Source organism: Providencia rettgeri (assembly GCF_001874625.1).
GTDB classification, from domain to species: Bacteria; Pseudomonadota; Gammaproteobacteria; order Enterobacterales; family Enterobacteriaceae; genus Providencia; species Providencia huashanensis.
The window spans coordinates 1,185,431-1,204,654 of sequence record NZ_CP017671.1; the positions used below are offsets into that span (position 1 = coordinate 1,185,431).

Here is a 19,224-nt window from a genome sequence, read left to right on the forward strand (position 1 = left end):
AATAGGTTGAATCCGGCTTTATAGAAATAATGTAGCGTACCAAAAAGCTAGGGGTTATTTGACCTCTTCACCTTTAGCTTGTAAGTCTGCATGGTAAGACGAGCGTACAAAAGGCCCACAAGCTGCGTGGGTGAAGCCCATTGCCATTGCCTCTTCTTTCATTTCGTCAAACTCTGCTGGGCTAACATAGCGTTTTACAGGCAGATGATGGCGACTCGGTTGCAAGTATTGACCAAGCGTTAGCATTGTTACGCCATGACGGCGTAAATCACGCATAACTTCAATAATTTCGGCGTTCGTTTCGCCTAACCCAACCATTAGCCCTGATTTAGTTGGGATATCAGGGTGCGCTTCTTTAAATTTTTCGAGTAATTTTAATGACCATTCATAATTCGCGCCTGGGCGAACTTGGCGATAAACGCGTGGTACGTTTTCAAGATTATGGTTAAAGACATCTGGTGGCGTTGCGGTCAGGATTTCTAGTGCGCGATCCATACGCCCACGAAAGTCAGGGACTAATGTTTCAATTTTAATTGAAGGGTTTTTTTCGCGAATAGCACGAATACAATCCGCAAAGTGCTGTGCGCCACCATCACGTAGGTCGTCTCGGTCCACAGAAGTAATAACGACATACCGTAATGCCATATCTTTGATTGTTTGCGCTAATTTTTCTGGCTCATTGGCATCTGGCGCGTTTGGACGACCGTGGGCAACATCACAGAATGGGCAACGTCGAGTACAGATAGCACCTAAGATCATAAAGGTTGCTGTACCATGGTTAAAGCACTCGGAAAGGTTTGGGCAGGAGGCTTCTTCACATACCGAATGTAGACCATTTTTACGCATAGCGGCTTTAATGCCTTGAATACGAGTTGAGTCAGCGGGAAGCCTAATTTTCATCCAGTCAGGTTTACGTAGAATTTCTTCTCGTTCAGTCACAACGTTTTTGACAGGGATCAGCGCCATTTTGTCGGCGTCACGATATTTAATTCCGCGTTCTATCTGAATTGGTTTACTCATAATATGACGGTTCCAGTTATCTTTTATGCTGATGGATAATTTTTAATTCTAAATAAAACCGAATGGAAAGCCGTAACCCATTCATTAAAAAATAGTTTAAAAATGTTAAAAAATTATAGCATTATTATTGAACAATATGAAATCCTAGTGTGTCACAGAATTGACGGATTAGCACAGGCTGAACATCAGATAATGACACTTTGGGAGCAAGATCACTAATCTGAGTCATCTTTAATTCACTGTAACCACAAGGGTTTATACGGTTAAATGGCTCAAGGTCCATATCGATATTTAAAGCAAGCCCATGGAAAGAACAGCCTTGCCTAATGCGTAAACCAAGAGAACAAATTTTGTCCCCGTTAACATATACACCGGGCGCATCGGGGCGAGGGTAAGCTTCGATATGAAAATGGGCGAGGGTATTCACAACCGTGTTTTCTAGTGCGGTGACTAACTCACGCACGCCAAGTTTATTGCGTTTTAAGTCTAGCATAACATACATGACTTGCTGGCCGGGGCCATGGTAGGTAACTTGGCCCCCCCGATCACTTTGAATGACTGGGATATCGCCAGGAGCAAGTACGTGCTCGGCTTTACCAGCTTGGCCTTGAGTAAATACTCGGGGGTGTTCAACGAGCCAAATTTCGTCGCAGGTTTCAGGCGTACGGCATTGCGTAAATTGGTGCATCGCATCAGAAACGGGTTGGTAAGGCGCGAGGCCAAGTTGGCGGATGATTATACTTCTGTCTGACAAAATTAAGCGTCCACGTTGTCATTATCGTTAGGTCAGTATAACGCCTATGTTTGTTACACATCAAGTTGTCAAGGTATTAGCTTGTTGTATATAAGTGAGTAGATACAGAATTAATGGTTAGCAATGATAATTTTTAAATCTCGGCTGTATTTTGGCATAAAAAACCCCCAGTAATTGGTTGTCCAGCTATTGGGGGTCACTTCACTATTTGGTTTTTTATTTACTCGTTGATTAAAGCACAACTTTAACTAATTCTAATGCGCCTAATTCGCTATACAAGGTTTCAACCTGTTCGATATGTGTTGCATTAATAGTAATAGAAACTGAGTGATAGTTGCCTTTGCTACTTGGTTTCACATCGGGAGAGTAATCACCGGGCGCATGACGCTGAACAACTTCAATCACTTGATCAACCAACTCAGGCTGTGCCAAGCCCATCACTTTGTAAGTTAATGGACATGGGAACTCAAGCAGTTCACCTAATTTCGTTTTCATGGGCACTCCTAATTTTTTAAATTGTGTCGCTGGTTGAAAAAGATTGGCTGGTATTAAACCAGCCAATCAAAAGTATTCATCCAACAAACATTTCGATGCTTACTATATGGGGGTGATTTATTTTTGTTTCAAGCCCTAGCCAAACCAACGGTGAAATAATAGTTTGATATAGTCAATTAATCGGCTGAAAAAGCCACCTTCTTCAACATCTTTTAGAACGGCTAAAGGGTGTTGTTCTATAGTTTTTCCATCGAGCTGGAAGCTGATCGTACCGACTTGCTGACCTTTGGTCAAAGGCGCTTGTAATTCTGTCGTTGACAGTTCATAGCTGGCTTTTAAATCTTTTAACCGTCCCCGAGGTATCGTTAAGTATAGGTCATCCACTACACCTAATTTCACTTCATTTTCATCACCAAACCAAACAGGAACACTCGCAAAATCAACGTTAGCTTGTAATGGTTTAACTGTTTCATAGAAACGGAAACCATAAGTGAGTAATTTTTTACTTTCAGCATCACGTCCTTTGCTGCTTTTCCCACCCATCACAACGGAAATTAAACGCATATCACCATCTGTTGCGGATGCAACAAGGTTGAAACCTGCGGCATTTGTGTGACCTGTTTTGATCCCATCAACAGCAAGGCTCTTATCCCACAACAAACCGTTACGGTTAATTTGGCGGATGTTGTTAAAGGTAAATTCTTTTTCTTTGTAAATGGCATATTCTTCTGGTACATCACGTACTAAAGCTTGACCAATAAGCGCCATATCACGTGCGGAGCTATACTGGCCTTCTGCATCTAAGCCATGAACAGTTTCAAAATGGGTGTTTTTCAAACCTAATTTATTCACATATCCATTCATTAATTGAACAAAATTGGTTTGATCTCCAGCGATATAATCAGCCATTGCAACACAAGCATCGTTACCTGATTGCAGGTTAATCCCACGAGTCAGTTGAGAAACGCTGATTCGATCTCCTGGTTTTAAGAACATCAAGGATGAGCCTTTAAACACAGGGTTACCGGTTGCCCATGCATCATTACCCACGGTGACTATGTCATTTGCACCAATTTTACCTGATTTAATCGCCTGACCAATAACATAACTGGTCATCATCTTGGTTAAACTGGCTGGGTCACGACGCTGATCCGCATTACTTTCAGCGAGGACTTTTCCTGAATTATAATCAATGAGTATATAGGCTTCAGCATCTATGGCTGGTGCTGCGGGAATTGAAGTATTTGGAAAGCTGTCATTGGCATTTGCAATACTGGCAGTCAAAAGAAGCAGAGCAGAACCCAGCACTGTATAACGCACGATGCGTGATGGAGCGACATTATTCATGGTTTTACCATTTACATCCGAAATTCGGTTAACACAAGGAGGCGCAGTTTAGCAAAAGAATAGGGCAAGAAAAAAGCCACTTTTGCGCTCCACCAATTATTTTTGTCAGTTTGATACAGTCATACTTTAGGCCCCATCAACATCATCACAATGTTGAGAGACCTAAAATGTTTGGTATGTATTCAGATTTAAGGTGCGACTACCATCGAAGTTTGGTTTTTTTCTGATTGTAGACGGCCCTGTACTTCAACAGCTTGTTGTCGAGTACTAAACGGCCCTAATTGAACCCGGTAGATACCATTGTAGGGTTGTAAACGCCCAGGAACATTAAATTGTGTTTTTAGTTCATCCAGCATTTTTTGTGCGTTCGGTTGGCTGCTAATTGCACCCGCTTGGACTAAAAAGCCACGCTCAGGCACCGCTTCTTCGGCCGCGGGTTGTGGCTCTGGCGTAGGGGTTTGTAAGCTCATATCTGGCATCACTGGTTGCATAGGTTCTTTGGGCTGTTGGACAGGCAACGCATTTTCTGGCGTTGGTAAGTTTTCCATCACAGGCGTTCCCATAGGGCCTGAACCTAGCTGTGGGCGCCCAGGTAGTGCATAGCTCTGCTTAACAAAATTAGAGCCGACAGTACCGGTACCAGAAAGTGTACCGTCTTGGGCGACTTGGATAGCGTCTATTTTAATCTTAGTGGTTGGTAATAAATTTAAGCGGTCAGCCGCAGCCCGAGAAATAGCAATGCTTTTACCTTGCATATAAGGGCCACGGTCGTTGACTCGAACCACCATCATGCGGCCATTCATCATATTGGTAATACGCACATAACTAGGGATTGGCAAAGTCGGGTGTGCTGCGGTTAATTCTACGGGGTTAACTCGTTCACCAATGGCAGTCATATTGCCTGTTGATTCAGCACCATAAATTGAAGCGTAGCCAACTTGGCTAAATTGTGCCGGGTCACGTACGATTTGGTATTGCTGGCCATTACGTGAGTAATCACTATTTGCTGTTGGGTGATATGGCTCATAATGAGGTTCAGCACCTAATACATCTTGAGTGGGCACATTGGTTGGCACTTGGGCGGGTTGCTTAACCTCTTCTGTAACACAGCCACTAAGTAGCGCGGCAGTGACACCAAGCATTATCCATTGTAAACGCATACTAAGCCTCATTTTATAAACTTTTTGAAAGGAATCTTCGGTGTGTATGTATCGACATGATAATACCGAATCCAGCCATTAAAACAATTAAGGCAGAACCGCCATAACTCACTAAGGGGAGGGGAACGCCAACGACAGGTAATATACCACTGACCATGCCGATATTCACAAACACATATACAAAAAGGATTAAGATCAAACCACCAACCATCACTCGACCAAAGGTATTTTGTGCGCTGGCGGCAATATAGAGCCCGCGGATAATCAGCAAAATATATAAGCCAAGAAGGATAAGAACACCGACTAAGCCAAGTTCTTCGGCTAATACAGCAAAAATAAAGTCAGTGTGCCTTTCAGGTAAAAATTCAAGTTGTGATTGTGTACCGTGCAGCCAACCTTTCCCCATTAACCCACCAGAACCAATCGCAATTTTTGATTGAATAATATGGTAGCCCGCACCTAATGGGTCAGTTTCTGGGTCCAATAACATCATGACACGAGCCCGTTGGTAGCCATGCATCAAGAAGAACCACAGCAATGGAATGAAGGCCGCTAGGGCGATAGCAGCAATAGCAATCAGCCGCCAACTCATCCCAGCAAGAAATAAGACAAATAACCCCGAAGCCGCCACAAGGATTGATGTTCCAAGGTCAGGCTGTGCAGCCACTAATAATGTCGGTACAAAAATGAGGACGAGTGCAATCAGTGTATTTTTAAATGAAGGGGGACACAAATCACGATTCATAAAGCGGGCAACCATAAGTGGCACCGCTATCTTTGCAATTTCTGAAGGTTGGAAACGAATAAAACCGAGGTCTAGCCAACGTTGGGCCCCTTTACTGATTTGCCCAAACACATCGACAAAAACTAATAAAATGACACAAAAGATAAACAGATGTGGAGCCCAATTTTCATACATTCGAGGGGGAATTTGAGCCATAACGATCATTACAATAAAGCCAGAAGCTATTTGCCCTAGCTTTCGCTCCATCATTTCAGGGTCTTGACCACTAGCGCTCCACATAATAAACGCGCTATAGGCAAGCAATGCCATGATAATTAATAGCATAGGCACATCTATGTGCAGACGTGTTGATAATGAAATTTTTTTCTTATCGTCTGTCATCTTTTTTATAGCTCACTGTATTTGGTTGAAGCTGATAGCTTGAACGGGACATCAGCGGTCCTCCCCAGCGCTAGTTGGTGAGGTGGCAATTTCTGTACGGTTATCACCAAGAAGAACATGGTCAAATATTTGCCGCACTATATCCCCTACAGAAGGACCTGCGCCGCCATTTTCTAAAATAATAGTGACAGCGATAGTTGGCTTATCATAAGGCGCATAAGCAATCATCAATTTATGGTCACGCAAGTGCTCGGCGAGTTTACTTGCATTATAGGTTTCATAACTAAAGACTTGAGCCGTTCCAGACTTCGCGGCAGCTTTATAAGGGGTACCGATAAAACTACGACGACCTGTACCATTAGGTGCATTGGCTACGCCATACATCCCCTGTTTAGCGAGTTCCCAATAACCCGAATGAATGTCCCCAATTTGAGTGGTTTCTTTATCTTCATAAGGCACCATGGCATTACCAAGTTTGGTGCCATAAAGTAAGTGAGGCGTTTTGACCTGACCGTCATTGATTAAGGTCATTAAGGCCTTTGACATTTGAATTGGGGTAGCAGTCCAATAGCCTTGGCCGATCCCGACTGGAATAGTATCCCCTTGGTACCAAGGTTTCTTATAACGTTTTTGTTTCCACTCACGAGTAGGCATAATGCCTGAACGCTCTTCGGCAAGGTCGATCCCAGTGTACTCGCCAAAGCCAAAGCGGGTCATCCATACAGAGAGACGGTCAATACCCATATCATAGGCAACTTGGTAGAAGAAGGTATCTGCAGACTCAATAATAGATTTCATCACATTCAGCTTACCATGGCCCCAGCGTTTCCAATCTCGGTAGCGTTTTTCTGAGCCGGGGAGTTGCCACCAACCGGGGTCAAATATTGTGGTGTTGGGCGTGATGACTTTTTCACTCAATGCGGCAACAGAAATAAAGGGTTTTACGGTTGAGGCTGGGGGGTAAAGCCCTTGGGTTGTTCGGTTAATCAACGGCCTATCAGGGTTATTCAGTAACGCTTGGTAATCTTTGTTTGAGATACCGTTGACGAACAGGTTTGAGTCATAGCTTGGGTTAGAAACCAGCGCCAGTATTTCCCCGTTGCGTGGGTCTGTCACTACGACAGCAGCACGGCTAGTGGTTAATAATTTTTCAATATAGATTTGTAACTCGAGATCAATCGTTAAATAGATATCCCGGCCAGCTTGAGGCGGTTGTTCATGAAGCTGGCGAATAACCCGCCCTCGGCTGTTAACTTCGACTTCTTCATAGCCTGTTTTACCGTGTAATACACTTTCATAATAACGCTCGATGCCTAATTTACCAATATCATGGCTAGCCGCATAGTTGGGTAATAACCCGTCTTTATCAAGGCGCTCGATGTCTTTATCATTAATTTTAGCGACGTAGCCGATGACATGGGTCAATGCAGAACCATATGGATAGGAGCGACGTTGATAACTTTTAACTTCTAAACCGGGGAAGTGGTATTGGTTTACGGCAAAGCGAGCCACTTGAACTTCATTTAATTGTGTTTTTAAGGCGATAGAGGTAAAACGACGTGAGCGCTTACGTTCTTTTTCAAAATTAGCAATATCCTCATCGGTTAAATCAACGATATCACGAAGTTTGTCTAAGGTTTCTTGTAGGTTATCGACTTTCTCTGGCACGATTTCTAACTGATAAAAAGTGCTATTTAGGGCGAGCTGTGTTCCTTGCCGATCGTAGATAATGCCACGGCTTGGTGCAATGGGCACCAATTTGATTCGGTTATCATTAGAGCGAGTTTGGTAATCCTCATGGCGAACAATTTGTAAATGGTACAAATTGGTCACGAGGATCGAGGTTAAAATGACAATCACGCCGAAAGCAATAAGCGCTCGGCGGATAAACAAAACAGATTCTGCGGTGTGGTCGCGAAAAGGGGTGCGTTGTGTTTTCATCCCATTGCCATTTTGAACTTATTCAAACCAAACTATTCCCTATGATAAGGGTGATTAGTCGTAATACTCCATGCGCGATAAAGACTTTCGGCAACAAGGACACGAACTAGTGGGTGAGGAAGCGTAAGTGGTGATAATGACCAACTTTGCTCAGCCGCCGCCTTACAAGCGGGAGCTAGCCCTTCGGGACCACCGATCAATAAGCTGACATTACGGCCATCTTGTTTCCACTTATCCAATTGAATGGCCAGTTTGGGAGTATCCCAGCGATCTCCTGGAATATCCAAGGTGACAATACGGTTTCCTTTACCCACGGCTGCGAGCATTAACTCGCCTTCTTTTTCTAAAATGCGTTTTATATCTGCGTTTTTCCCGCGTTTCCCAGCGGGTATCTCCGTTAATTCAAACGGCATATCTTTAGGGAAACGGTGGAGGTAATCCATAAAGCCGGTCTGGACCCAGTCCGGCATTTTTGTTCCAACGGCGATGAGTTGTAATTTCAAACTCAGCTCCAGAGTTTTTCTAATTCGTACATGCGGCGGCTTTCGTCTTGCATAATATGCACAATAGCATCACCTAGGTCTACTACGATCCAATCAGAAATGCCTTGCCCTTCAACACCTAATGGCATTAAACCATTTTTACGGCAGGCATCTATTAACCGGTCAGCGACAGACATCAGATGGCGGCTTGATGTCCCTGTACAGATGATCATCTGATCGGTAATACTTGATTTCCCTTGAACATCGATAGTGATAATGTCTTCTGCTTTGGCATCATCAAGCTGATCGATAATAAATTGTTGGAGTTCAGTTCCTTGCAAAAGGTTCACCTTTCATTCAAATAAACAGAATATTACATTAAACACTGTTTGTAGTTTGTAGATAAAGCGTTTGCTGATAGCTAATGAATCAAAATCATTCTCAGCGAAGCCATTTTACCCTAGATTTTAAGAAAAATCGGCTAAATTCTTTTTTATTCATTATGGAGTGAAATTTATAGGGATATCTGCTCACTTGAGCAAGAGGTTTGTGTTAACTTTACAAAATAACTCAACAAATTCGCACCCTAGCAAATATTTTAGAGTGAGATGGATATTGTGCAAATAATGAAGCCAAATATTTTCGTATTTGAAGGGGTTAGTCATCTCCCCATGAAAATTCAACCATGGGTAGAGCCTATTGTGGAATACCTAACGGCTGATGTTGTCAATTCAGCCCACAACCGCGTAGATGGCATTATTTGCGCTGCGCAAGATAGGCTTCAATTGGCTGGGTTATTTCCAGCGAGTATTGCGGTGATCACTGACGAGCAATGGCATGATGTCGACTACTGGGATAGTTTCTTAACGAAACTGTATGTTTTGCAAAGGCTTAATAACTTATGCCAACACCTAACACAGGCTGAAATCATCCAATTTCATAGCCGCCATAAATATTTGATAATGGCATATTCTCCTGTGGGGTATCAATTAACTGGCCGCTTAGTGGCAAGTATTCGTAAGGGAAGCGATCTCCACGGTTTTTTTAACCACTACAAAGCAGGGCTAATGGAAATATTTTCGTCCCTTCCAGCTAGAAATATTCAAGTAAATGCGCTTAGCCATATGCAAGGATATTTTAAACGTAAAGCAACCTCAGATGAAAAAAAACGGTTGTTATGGTTGATCAATGATTATCGAGAAGGGAATTTACCAATAAGCCAGCCGTTAGCAATGATGCGCCAATTATTGGTGCAATACCCTGATAACTATTTGAGTGAACAATATTTTTTTGAACCTTACCCTAATTGCATCCCCATAAGAGAACTTCCTTATCGTTGGTAAAGGTGCTGTTGGTAAATATATTGAAGAACGGTTTCAGGGATAAGCTCGCTACAGGTGTCCCCTGCATTTAGTTTTTCACGTATTTCTGTGGCAGAAATATTGATAAGAGGGGTGTCACCAATAAAAATATAACCATTGGCAGATTGGCTTAGTTGCGAGGGTGTTGTGGCTTGATGTTGTGCCAGCCAAGCTTGCATTTTGGGGTCGGTAAATTGCGTAGCATATCCTGGGCGGGCACAAACTAATAAGTGGCAATTATCAAGAATTTTCTCCCATTCGTACCATGTATTAATAGATAACAAGGAATCTTGCCCAATGATAAACGCAAGGGGTTGGGTTGGTCCCATTTCTTGGCGTAGTTGAGAAAGTGTTTCTATCGTATATGAAGGGCTATCTTTTTCTAGCTCACGAGTGTCGATGGCAAATAACGGGTTATTTTTAACCGCTAATTTTACCATTTCCAAACGCTGTAATGGGGTAGCCTCTGGTTGCGGACGGTGTGGCGGGACATGATTGGGTAATAAAATAATTTTTTCTAACCCAACTTGTTGAGCTAGAACCTGAACAGGGCGTAAATGACCGAAGTGGATCGGGTCAAATGTCCCACCAAATAACGCTTGAAGGTGATTGTGTTTATCTTTAGGCGAAAAATGGTCAGTCATGAATAAAATTCTCTGCAAATGCTTTACCACATAATAACATAGATAGTGATTGTAGGTCAGGCCATGCTGAGTGACTAAAATCTTGTTTAATATGGATTTCAGCTTGTGTTAATAACATTAGTGCAGATTGTAATTGATGCAACGTTAAACGCTGTAGTGCTTCAGAGATCATTCCACGGCGGTTTTGCCAAACTTTGTGTTGGTCAAATAACGTTTTCAATGGTGTTGTGACTGATTGGCGTTTTAACGTAATAAGCAGTATTAATTCACGTTGTATTGAACGTAACAAAATGACGGGTTCAACATCTTCATGTTGAAGTTGTTCTAAAATATGCCATGAACGCCGTGATTTACCTGCAAGTAACGCGTCGACCCAATGGTACGGTGTAAAATGGGCAGAATCATTAACTGCATTTTCAACTCGGGGGTAGGTGAGTTTGCCATCAGGGTACAGTAATGACAGGCGTTCAAGGGCTTGCGCCAAACCTAGTAAATTACCTTCGTAGCAATAACAGAGCAGTTGGTTGGCTTCGGCTTCTAAAGATAAGCGCATACTGTACGCGCGTTTCGATACCCACTGAGGGAGCCGTTGGTATTCAGGCGTCAGGCAACTGACATACACCGCCTCTTTACTGAGGGCTTTAAACCACCCGCTGTTTTCTTGGGTTTTTGTTAGTTTATGTCCACGTAGTACAAGGAGTAGATCTGGGTGAAGTAACTGCGACAACTGGCTTAATTTTTCCGCCATTGCTGCGTTGGGGCCATTTTCAGGTAATAACAGCGTCAGAGTTTGACGACTAGCGAATAAGCTTAGCGCCTGACATTGGCTAAAAATTTCATCCCAGTCAGTGTTCTGCTCAAGAGAATACACAAAATGTTCCTCAAAGCCTTGTTGTTGGGCAGCTTTGCGGATGGCATCTTGACTTTCTTGAAGTAGAAGGGGCTCATTGCCCCAAATCAAATAGCGGCCTCTTAGCGTTTCTTGTAACGAAGAGGCCAGCTGTTCAGGGTAAATACGCGTCATTATGGTTGCGTGTTCGTATCAGCCGCTTGGTTTTTTGCTTTTTCAAGTTCGGCTGAGTGGACAAGCAGTAACTTACGAACTAAGTTACGTGCAGCTTGCTCCTGCATTTCTTGCCTAACAATTTCTTTTTCTGCATCTTTCGCAAGTGCTTCTAAAGGGTTGTCAAAGAAAGTACGCTCAACACGACTTTGTAGCGGGTAAATAGCGCCATCAGGCATCAACACTTGCGCATTCATAACAAGTGTAAGTTGCTTTTCTGCTGCTTTACCATCTTGATAAATCGAAACGGTTTCCGTGTTTTCATTGGAACCGAGGACTTTCAAAATAGGGACACTTGCGTTGCCTGTTTCAAGGATTGTTACGTTATTCAGCCGTAACTGCTCCCTAAGTGCCCTTGTAGGATAGCCATATGGGTCACTTGAACTCAGCTGCAACGTTTTCAGTTCTTCAGGAATTTGGGTGGTTCCTTGAAGGCGAAAACCGCAGCCTGCGGTGACTAGCACCGCCAGGCTCAAAAATAAAGTTATCAGATAACGCACCTGGCCTCCTTATCAGCCATCAACCTAACTATTAACCTACAACAAGGTTTAGCAATTTGCCTGGAACATAGATTACTTTGCGGATGCTAACACCTTCAAGGTATTTTGCTACGCTAGACTCTTTTTGTGCCATATCCAGTACAAACTCTTGGTTTGCATCAGCAGGAACTGTTATGCGACCACGGACTTTACCATTAACTTGAACAACAACCAGCTTGGTGTCATCAATCATCGCTTGCTCATCAGCAACTGGCCAAGAAGCAAAATCAATATCTTCATTATGCCCAAGCGCTTGCCACATTTCGAAGCAAGCATGTGGGATAATCGGTGACAACATTAACGTAATTGCTTCTAGAGATTCTTGAACTAACGCACGGTCCTGTTCGCTCTCTTGTGGGGCACGAACGAGTTTGTTCATGAACTCCATCACAGCAGCAATAGCAGTGTTGAATGCATAGCGGCGGCCAACATCGTCGGTAACTTTAGCAATCGTTTTGTGCAGGTCGCGACGTAAGTCTTTTTGCTCTGGCGTTAACGTGCTGATATCTAAAGGTAAGGTTGCCCCTTTTTGTGAGTGTTCGTGTACTAAACGCCAAACACGGCGAACAAAGCGGTTCGCACCTTCTACGCTAGATTCTTGCCATTCAAGGGTTAATTCAGGTGGTGCGGCGAACATCATAAACAGACGAACGGTATCGGCACCGTATTTTTCGACCATTAATTGTGGGTCAATACCGTTGTTTTTCGACTTAGACATCTTGCTCATACCGGTATAAACCAGTTCATGGCCTTCTGCGTCTACAGCTTTAATAATACGGTTCTTATCGTCACGTTCAACAATCGCTTCTGTTGGAGAAACCCAAACGCGCTGGCCGTCACTCCCGGTGTAGTAGAATGCATCAGCTAATACCATGCCTTGGCACAGCAGACGTTTAGCTGGCTCATCGGAGTTTACTAAGCCTGCATCACGCATTAATTTATGGAAGAAACGGAAATACATTAAGTGCATGATAGCGTGTTCGATACCACCAATGTACTGATCAACCGGTAACCAATAGTTAGCCGCAGTTGGGTCTAACATACCCTCATTGTGTTGTGGGCATGTATACCGAGCGTAATACCAAGATGATTCCATGAAAGTATCGAAGGTATCTGTTTCACGCAGGGCTGGCTGACCATTAATCGTGATTTTAGCCCACTCAGGGTCGGCTTTAATCGGGCTAGTAATACCATTCATTACGACATCTTCAGGTAAAATTACTGGCAGTTGATCTTCAGGAATTGGAACGACTGTGCCATCTTCTAATGTTGCCATTGGGATAGGTGCACCCCAATAACGTTGACGTGAAACTCCCCAGTCACGTAAACGATAATTTACTTTACGTTGACCTGCGCCAAGAGCAACCAGTTTGTCTGATATCGCATTGAAACCAGCTTCGTGATCTAACCCGCTAAATTCACCTGAATTAATCAGAGAACCTTTATCCGTCATAGCTTCTAGCGATAAATCAGGCTCGTTGCCTTCTGCATCAGCAATAACGGCTTTGATAGGTAAGTTGTATTTGTGTGCAAACTCCCAGTCACGTTGGTCGTGAGCAGGAACTGCCATGACAGCACCCGTACCGTATTCCATTAAAACAAAGTTAGCGACCCAAATTGGCAGTTTTTCTTGGGTTAATGGATGCACAACGAATAACCCTGTTGCCATCCCTTTTTTATCCATGGTTGCCATATCCGCTTCTGCGGTTTTGGTATTACGGCACTCATCAATAAATTGAGCTAATTCAGGGTTGTTAGTCGCTGCCTCTTTAGCTAAAGGGTGACCTGCGGCAACAGCCACGTAAGTCGCCCCCATAAAAGTGTCTGGGCGGGTAGTATAAACGGTTAATTTTTCATCACGTTCGGCTACATTAAAGGTGATTTCAGTCCCTTCTGAGCGGCCGATCCAGTTACGTTGCATCGTTTTAACTTGCTCTGGCCAATCTTCGAGTTTATCGAGGTCATTGAGCAGTTCTTCTGCGTAATCTGTGATTTTAATAAACCATTGTGGGATTTCTTTGCGTTCAACTGGGGTATCACAACGCCAGCAGCAACCATCAACAACTTGCTCATTGGCGAGTACAGTTAAATCGTGTGGGCACCAGTTAACCGCTGAGGTTTTTTTATACACTAAACCTTTTTCATATAATTTAGTGAAGAACCACTGTTCCCAACGGTAATACTCAGGGGTACAGGTTGTGACTTCACGGTTCCAGTCGTAACCAAAGCCCAGCATTTTTAGCTGGCCTTTCATGTAATCGATATTGGCGTATGTCCAAGGTGCAGGAGCTGTGTTGTTTTTAACCGCAGCACCTTCAGCAGGTAGGCCAAACGCATCCCAACCGATTGGTTGGAGTACATTTTTCCCTAACATGCGTTGGTAACGAGAAATAACGTCACCGATGGTGTAGTTACGTACGTGGCCCATGTGTAGTCGACCAGAAGGGTAAGGTAGCATGGACAGGCAGTAGTATTTTTCTTTGCTGTTGTCTTCTGTCACTTTGAAAGTTTCTTTTTCATCCCAGTGACGCTGTACTTTAGGCTCTATATCTTCTGGACGATATTGTTCTTGCATGGCACCGATAATCCTATGGTGAATATAAATGCTACATCTGTAGCGTGGATGTCTATCTTTATTTAGATCCGCATAGCATAGCGGATCTGTACCGAAAACAACAATAGTTGATTAGCTGAACCTGCGGGGGGAAGCTGAATATTGCTTTTCGGGGAACGGGATCAGCATATTTTATGCCGATAACCAAACAACTTAACTAAAAAAACAGCTAAATGGTAGTGGTTTCTTGAACTATTTTGAATTCAGCAAGTTGTTGTTTATTTCTATAGAAAGAGCATTGTCTTTATTGTCCCGAATGAAAAAGCATGAATTCCTTAAATAAGATGAACTCATTGAACGTAAATTAGAGGTGATACCGATAAAAGGGGAAACAAATGAACGCGATTAAAGCTCAATGCCACTGTGGGGCAATAAAGTTTACAGTGAAATTAACCGATGGGTTAAATACGGCTAGGCGCTGCAATTGTTCTTTCTGTGCGATGAGAGGGGCTGTCGCTGTTTCTGCACCATTATCAGGGATTAAACTTTTGGAAGGAAAAGATAAGTTAACAGAATATCGTTTTAATACTCATCAAGCTGTTCATTTTTTTTGTTCGGTGTGCGGTATTTATACCTTTCATCAACGGCGATCAAACCCAGAGGAATACGGGGTAAATGCTGCCTGTTTAGAAGGTGTCTCACCATTTGATTTTGCATCTGTGAATGTAATGGATGGTGTTAACCACCCAAATGATGGTGGCGGTGGCGTAATGGGGCAGTTAATATTTAAAAAAATGACTAAAGAAGAATGACGAGCTAAAGCGCTTTATACCAAAATAGTGCGGTTTCATGAGCGTTTTTTGGTGCAACGGTATAGCGCTTTATTATAACCCTCGACACAACAATTCTTGTGTACATAATTCTTGTGTAAATAACGTGGTGAAATCGCAGTGAGTACAGTCTAATTCGTCGGGGTGAGTAATCTATAAGATGGAAATATTTTGTCGGTTGATTTTCATGGTTGTTAAGAAAAATGCGGTTAGACGATAAATTATGGAAGATTACGTGACAGCGACTCCAAGGGAGCCCTGCCACGTTGTTTAGATATATTATTGAGATGAATTAATGAAGTATTTTCGCAAGGAAATCTTTAGCACGTTCAGATTGTGGGTTAGCGAAAAAGTCTTCTTTTTTACTGTCCTCAACAATTTTCCCTTCATCCATAAAGATCACGCGGTTTGCTACTTTTTTGGCGAAGCCCATTTCATGGGTAACCACCATCATGGTCATCCCTTCATGAGCTAATTCAACCATGACATCAAGTACTTCGTTGATCATTTCAGGGTCAAGAGCAGATGTTGGTTCATCAAATAACATTGCAATAGGGTCCATACAAAGTGCGCGGGCAATGGCGACACGTTGTTGCTGTCCCCCTGATAATTGAGCAGGGAATTTGTTCGCATGGCTTGTTAAGCCAACTCGTTCTAAGAGTTTCAACCCTTTAGCTTCAGCGGCTTTTTTATCTCGGTTTAATACTTTGACTTGTGCCAATGTTAGGTTTTCTATAATTGATAGATGCGGAAATAGCTCGAAGTGCTGGAACACCATTCCCACCTTAGAACGCAACTTTGCAAGGTCAGTTTTTTTGCTATTAACTTGAATATCATTCACAAAAATTTCACCCTGCTGAATAGGTTCTAAGCCATTCACTGTTTTTATTAATGTGGATTTACCAGAGCCAGATGGCCCACACACTACCACGACTTCGCCTTTTTTGACTTCAGTTGTGCAGTCTGTAAGCACCTGAAATTGGCCATACCATTTAGATACATTTTTCAGGGTAATCATGAAACAGTCCTTTTCTTAAGATAATTCACTAACATGGAAGCGCCAAAACTGATTATAAAGTACACCAGACCTGCGAATAGTACCATTTCCACCTGTGTGCCATCCCGTTCGCCAATGTTAGTGGCTGTCCGGAAGAAGTCCGTCAAACTTAGGACGTATACCAATGAGGAGTCCTGAAATAAGACAATACCTTGAGTTAGTAGCAATGGTACCATTGCTTTGAAAGCCTGTGGTAATACAACTAGCCTCATGGTTTGCATATTTGTCATACCAAGTGCTAATGCTGCTGATGCCTGACCTCGGGAAATACTCTGTATACCCGCACGAATAATCTCTGAATAGTAGGCCGCTTCAAAAAGGGAGAAGGCTATCATTGCTGAAATTAAACGAATATCATTTTTTGGTGATAAGCCTAGAACATTTTGTAATAAGCTAGGCACAATCAAATAAAACCACAATAAAACCATGACTAACGGGATAGAACGAAAGGTATTAACATATAAGGCAGCAAACCAACTGATAGGCTTGAAAGGCGATAGCCGCATAACAGCTAAGACTGTTCCCCATAAAATCCCGACGACAATGGCGGTAAGTGTAATTTTAGCGGTGACAATAAAGCCATCAATTAAGAAAGGGATACTCGGTGCAATTGAGCTCCAGTCAAATTCGTAAAGCATCTTATCGCCCTCCAATAGTGCCAGGTAAACGAACTTTTCGTTCGAGTAGCGACATTAAAATCATAATGATGACGTTAATACCAACATAAGCTAATGTTATGGCTGTAAATGATTCCCATGCATGAGCAGAATAATCCAGTAGTTTCCCCGCTTGTGCAGCCATATCAACTAAGCCGATTGTTGATGCGATTGCTGAGTTTTTGACCAAATTCAACATTTCTGAGGTCATTGGCGGCAATATTACTCGGTAAGCATTCGGCAATAAAACGTAACGATATGTTTGTGGGAGAGTTAGCCCCATCGCCAGAGCTGCGCTTTTCTGCCCGCGAGGGAGCGATTGAATAGCGGCTCGAACTTGTTCGGTCATCCGTGCGGCTGTGAATAACCCAAGGCATAACATTGAAGAAATAAAAAATTGGTAGTTAGGGTCTAACTCCATTTTAAACCAATCCCCAATGGAGCGAGGCAGCAGCTCAGGGATCACCAAATACCATGTAAAGAATTGCACAATCAATGGTACATTACGGAATAACTCAACATAGGCAGTGCCAATAAAGGCTAAGTAACGATTAGGTACGGTACGTAGAATACCAAAAATTGAGCCGACTAAGAATGCGATAATCCATGCACAAATAGAAAGTGTAACGGTGACTTCAAGGCCAGATATTAACCACCCTAGATAGGTGGTATTCCCAAACGGGGCTTCCTGAAGGAAAATCCCCCAATTCCAATCAATAGACATAATGTTGACTTCCTGTGGGCAATTAGATCCCCGAATACTGTTATCGATAAGTATGCAAGGCGGGGAACGACCGCCTTGCCACTATCTACTTCACAGTAATACCCTGTTTGTCTTTTTATTAGTTTAATGCTTTGTCATTCGGTGCTTTAAATAGGGCTTTCATTTCATCGGATAACGTAAATTTCAGGTTGAGATTTTTGGGTGGAATTGGCTGGTTGAACCAACGCTCAAAGGACTTCTCTGCGACGCCTGATGTTTGTGCATTGGCGATAGTTTCATCAACGAGAGCTTTAAACTGAGGGTCATCTTTACGTAACATGCAGCCATAGGCCTCTTCAGTTTGCGGTGTACCGACTATCTCCCATATTTCAGGTTTTTTAGCTTTAGCACGCTCACCCGCTAACAGCGCATCATCCATCATAAAGGCAACTGCACGACCGGATTCTAAGGTACGGAATGAATCACCGTGGTCTTTGGCGCTAATAATGCGCATCTTCATATTTTTTTCGTCATTTAACTGATTGAGTAGAATTTCAGAGGTGGTACCAGAGGTAACCACGACGTTTTTCCCAGCTAAATCTGCGAAATCTTTCACACCTGAATCGCCTTTGGTTAACAAGCGTGTGCCGACCACGAAGATAGTGTTAGAGAATGCAGCTTGTTTTTGTCTCTCTAAGTTATTGGTGGTTGAGCCACACTCGAAATCAAATGTGCCATTTTGCAGTAATGGAATACGATTTTGTGAAGTAATCGGGATCAGTTTGACCTGTAAATCAGGCATATTGAGTTTTTTCTTTACTGCATCGACAATTTCGTTGGAATAATCTTGTGAGTAACCAACGACTTTTTGGCTATTATCATAGTAGGAAAATGGGACAGAGGATTCACGGTGACCAACAACAATTACACCGTTGTCTTTGATTTTTTTCAGAGTACCGTTTAGCTCTTCTGCTTGAACAGCGCAGGTTGCACCTAAAATCATCATTGATAATACAAGCTTACTTATACGCATAATTACAGCTCCTTTAGACCATCGGTGTAAACCCATCGTATTTCAAACGCTATCTTGACGGGCGAGCGTCAGTTGGGCTAATTGCGGTTAAAGCTGCTGTTAGCTAAACTGTTGTTCTTCCGTTAGATACCCCTTGAATGACTTTGGCTTTGTTGTGTTGTGTTTGCGGATATTTTGCTGATTTAGACAATGCCGCGATTATCCGCTATATGTTTTATTATTGTTAAAAAGTAATTAAATTTGTTAATTAATGAAAACAAATTGTTTCAATTTCGGGAGCTGTCTCGCATATTATTTGGCGATTTCTTGAATTGCTGCACTAACATGATAAACAGCGGCTAAAATTTGTTTAAATCCGACAATCATGCACCGTTAGAGTGCAAATCATTTCGTTTTCACTCGATGATTAAAATAAAGCAATTTTTGTGCCTACTTTTAGATGTGTTTAGATTTTCATTG

Annotated in this window: 19 protein-coding genes; 2 read left to right on the forward strand and 17 right to left on the reverse strand. The window is 42.7% G+C overall.

Annotated features, from left to right (window positions below; genetic code table 11):
* Window positions 1–54: 54 nt before the first annotated feature.
* The 9 genes from lipA to rsfS all read right to left on the reverse strand — a co-directional run bounded on the left by lipA (window position 55) and on the right by rsfS (window position 8,675).
* Entirely contained in the window at window positions 55–1,020 is a 966-nt protein-coding gene (lipA, locus tag RB151_RS05265) for a lipoyl synthase (RefSeq protein WP_042848383.1), read from the reverse strand.
* Window positions 1,021–1,144: 124 nt separating this feature from the next.
* Window positions 1,145–1,708, reverse strand: a complete 564-nt coding sequence (lipB, locus tag RB151_RS05270) for a lipoyl(octanoyl) transferase LipB (RefSeq protein WP_336431474.1) — start codon at window positions 1,706–1,708, stop codon at window positions 1,145–1,147.
* Between the two features lie 297 nt (window positions 1,709–2,005).
* On the reverse strand, window positions 2,006–2,269 hold the full coding sequence (gene ybeD / locus RB151_RS05275; protein WP_042848378.1) for a DUF493 family protein YbeD: 264 nt from the start codon (window positions 2,267–2,269) through the stop codon (window positions 2,006–2,008).
* Window positions 2,270–2,404: 135 nt separating this feature from the next.
* A complete protein-coding gene (gene dacA, locus RB151_RS05280) occupies window positions 2,405–3,616 on the reverse strand; it encodes a D-alanyl-D-alanine carboxypeptidase DacA (RefSeq protein WP_071547825.1) in 1,212 nt (403 codons plus the stop codon).
* Between the two features lie 188 nt (window positions 3,617–3,804).
* Window positions 3,805–4,776 (reverse strand): endolytic peptidoglycan transglycosylase RlpA, encoded by a 972-nt coding sequence (gene rlpA / locus RB151_RS05285; RefSeq protein WP_048606341.1) that lies wholly within the window; start codon window positions 4,774–4,776, stop codon window positions 3,805–3,807.
* Window positions 4,777–4,789: 13 nt separating this feature from the next.
* Entirely contained in the window at window positions 4,790–5,902 is a 1,113-nt protein-coding gene (gene mrdB, locus RB151_RS05290) for a peptidoglycan glycosyltransferase MrdB (protein WP_042848373.1), read from the reverse strand.
* Between the two features lie 51 nt (window positions 5,903–5,953).
* A complete protein-coding gene (gene mrdA / locus RB151_RS05295; protein WP_042848372.1) occupies window positions 5,954–7,843 on the reverse strand; it encodes a peptidoglycan DD-transpeptidase MrdA in 1,890 nt (629 codons plus the stop codon).
* A 32-nt stretch (window positions 7,844–7,875) separates the two neighbouring features.
* Window positions 7,876–8,346, reverse strand: a complete 471-nt coding sequence (gene rlmH / locus RB151_RS05300; protein WP_048606343.1) for a 23S rRNA (pseudouridine(1915)-N(3))-methyltransferase RlmH — start codon at window positions 8,344–8,346, stop codon at window positions 7,876–7,878.
* Window positions 8,347–8,348: 2 nt separating this feature from the next.
* On the reverse strand, window positions 8,349–8,675 hold the full coding sequence (gene rsfS / locus RB151_RS05305) for a ribosome silencing factor (protein WP_080750930.1): 327 nt from the start codon (window positions 8,673–8,675) through the stop codon (window positions 8,349–8,351).
* Between the two features lie 321 nt (window positions 8,676–8,996).
* On the opposite strand from rsfS, the gene RB151_RS05310 reads away from it, so the two are divergent.
* The gene (locus RB151_RS05310; protein WP_225832864.1) at window positions 8,997–9,668 is read left to right on the forward strand and encodes a YbgA family protein; all 672 of its coding nucleotides are present in this window, start codon (window positions 8,997–8,999) and stop codon (window positions 9,666–9,668) included.
* Here RB151_RS05310 and nadD read toward each other — a convergent pair.
* The 4 genes from nadD to leuS are packed head-to-tail and all read right to left on the reverse strand — an operon-like array spanning window position 9,656 to window position 14,507.
* On the reverse strand, window positions 9,656–10,330 hold the full coding sequence (gene nadD, locus RB151_RS05315; protein WP_042848367.1) for a nicotinate-nucleotide adenylyltransferase: 675 nt from the start codon (window positions 10,328–10,330) through the stop codon (window positions 9,656–9,658). The genes RB151_RS05310 and nadD overlap by 13 nt on opposite strands.
* Complete coding sequence (gene holA, locus RB151_RS05320) at window positions 10,323–11,354, reverse strand: DNA polymerase III subunit delta (protein WP_071547826.1); 1,032 nt, start codon at window positions 11,352–11,354, stop codon at window positions 10,323–10,325. The genes nadD and holA overlap by 8 nt, the downstream gene beginning before the upstream one ends.
* On the reverse strand, window positions 11,354–11,893 hold the full coding sequence (lptE, locus tag RB151_RS05325) for an LPS assembly lipoprotein LptE (RefSeq protein ID WP_042848364.1): 540 nt from the start codon (window positions 11,891–11,893) through the stop codon (window positions 11,354–11,356). The genes holA and lptE overlap by 1 nt, the downstream gene beginning before the upstream one ends.
* 31 nt (window positions 11,894–11,924) lie before the next feature.
* Entirely contained in the window at window positions 11,925–14,507 is a 2,583-nt protein-coding gene (gene leuS / locus RB151_RS05330) for a leucine--tRNA ligase (RefSeq protein ID WP_071547827.1), read from the reverse strand.
* Window positions 14,508–14,881: 374 nt separating this feature from the next.
* Here leuS and RB151_RS05335 point away from each other — a divergent pair, with 374 nt between their 5' ends.
* Window positions 14,882–15,298, forward strand: coding sequence for a GFA family protein (locus tag RB151_RS05335; RefSeq protein ID WP_042848361.1), 417 nt, complete (start codon window positions 14,882–14,884; stop codon window positions 15,296–15,298).
* Between the two features lie 310 nt (window positions 15,299–15,608).
* Here RB151_RS05335 and RB151_RS05340 read toward each other — a convergent pair whose 3' ends face one another.
* From RB151_RS05340 to RB151_RS05355, 4 genes are all read right to left on the reverse strand, one after another.
* A complete protein-coding gene (locus RB151_RS05340; RefSeq protein WP_042848359.1) occupies window positions 15,609–16,334 on the reverse strand; it encodes an amino acid ABC transporter ATP-binding protein in 726 nt (241 codons plus the stop codon).
* On the reverse strand, window positions 16,331–17,011 hold the full coding sequence (gene gltK / locus RB151_RS05345) for a glutamate/aspartate ABC transporter permease GltK (protein ID WP_042848358.1): 681 nt from the start codon (window positions 17,009–17,011) through the stop codon (window positions 16,331–16,333). Before gltK ends, RB151_RS05340 begins: the two co-directional genes overlap by 4 nt.
* Before the next feature lies 1 nt (window position 17,012).
* A complete protein-coding gene (locus tag RB151_RS05350; RefSeq protein ID WP_042848357.1) occupies window positions 17,013–17,753 on the reverse strand; it encodes an amino acid ABC transporter permease in 741 nt (246 codons plus the stop codon).
* Between the two features lie 118 nt (window positions 17,754–17,871).
* Window positions 17,872–18,765, reverse strand: coding sequence for an amino acid ABC transporter substrate-binding protein (locus RB151_RS05355; RefSeq protein WP_042848356.1), 894 nt, complete (start codon window positions 18,763–18,765; stop codon window positions 17,872–17,874).
* Between the last annotated feature and the right edge of the window lie 459 nt (window positions 18,766–19,224).

Bases quoted from the DNA above. Each gene is read 5' to 3' on its own strand.
- RB151_RS05355 (WP_042848356.1), bottom strand. From the start codon at position 18,765: ATGCGTATAAGTAAGCTTGTATTATCAATGATGATTTTAGGTGCAACC.
- rlpA (WP_048606341.1), bottom strand. From the start codon at position 4,776: ATGCGTTTACAATGGATAATGCTTGGTGTCACTGCCGCGCTACTTAGT.
- nadD (WP_042848367.1), bottom strand. From the start codon at position 10,330: ATGACTGACCATTTTTCGCCTAAAGATAAACACAATCACCTTCAAGCG.
- lipB (WP_336431474.1), bottom strand. From the start codon at position 1,708: ATGCACCAATTTACGCAATGCCGTACGCCTGAAACCTGCGACGAAATT.
- dacA (WP_071547825.1), bottom strand. From the start codon at position 3,616: ATGAATAATGTCGCTCCATCACGCATCGTGCGTTATACAGTGCTGGGT.
- holA (WP_071547826.1), bottom strand. From the start codon at position 11,354: ATGACGCGTATTTACCCTGAACAGCTGGCCTCTTCGTTACAAGAAACG.
- lipA (WP_042848383.1), bottom strand. From the start codon at position 1,020: ATGAGTAAACCAATTCAGATAGAACGCGGAATTAAATATCGTGACGCC.
- gltK (WP_042848358.1), bottom strand. From the start codon at position 17,011: ATGCTTTACGAATTTGACTGGAGCTCAATTGCACCGAGTATCCCTTTC.
- RB151_RS05340 (WP_042848359.1), bottom strand. From the start codon at position 16,334: ATGATTACCCTGAAAAATGTATCTAAATGGTATGGCCAATTTCAGGTG.
- ybeD (WP_042848378.1), bottom strand. From the start codon at position 2,269: ATGAAAACGAAATTAGGTGAACTGCTTGAGTTCCCATGTCCATTAACT.
- RB151_RS05335 (WP_042848361.1), top strand. From the start codon at position 14,882: ATGAACGCGATTAAAGCTCAATGCCACTGTGGGGCAATAAAGTTTACA.
- RB151_RS05350 (WP_042848357.1), bottom strand. From the start codon at position 17,753: ATGTCTATTGATTGGAATTGGGGGATTTTCCTTCAGGAAGCCCCGTTT.
- mrdA (WP_042848372.1), bottom strand. From the start codon at position 7,843: ATGAAAACACAACGCACCCCTTTTCGCGACCACACCGCAGAATCTGTT.
- leuS (WP_071547827.1), bottom strand. From the start codon at position 14,507: ATGCAAGAACAATATCGTCCAGAAGATATAGAGCCTAAAGTACAGCGT.
- mrdB (WP_042848373.1), bottom strand. From the start codon at position 5,902: ATGACAGACGATAAGAAAAAAATTTCATTATCAACACGTCTGCACATA.
- RB151_RS05310 (WP_225832864.1), top strand. From the start codon at position 8,997: ATGAAAATTCAACCATGGGTAGAGCCTATTGTGGAATACCTAACGGCT.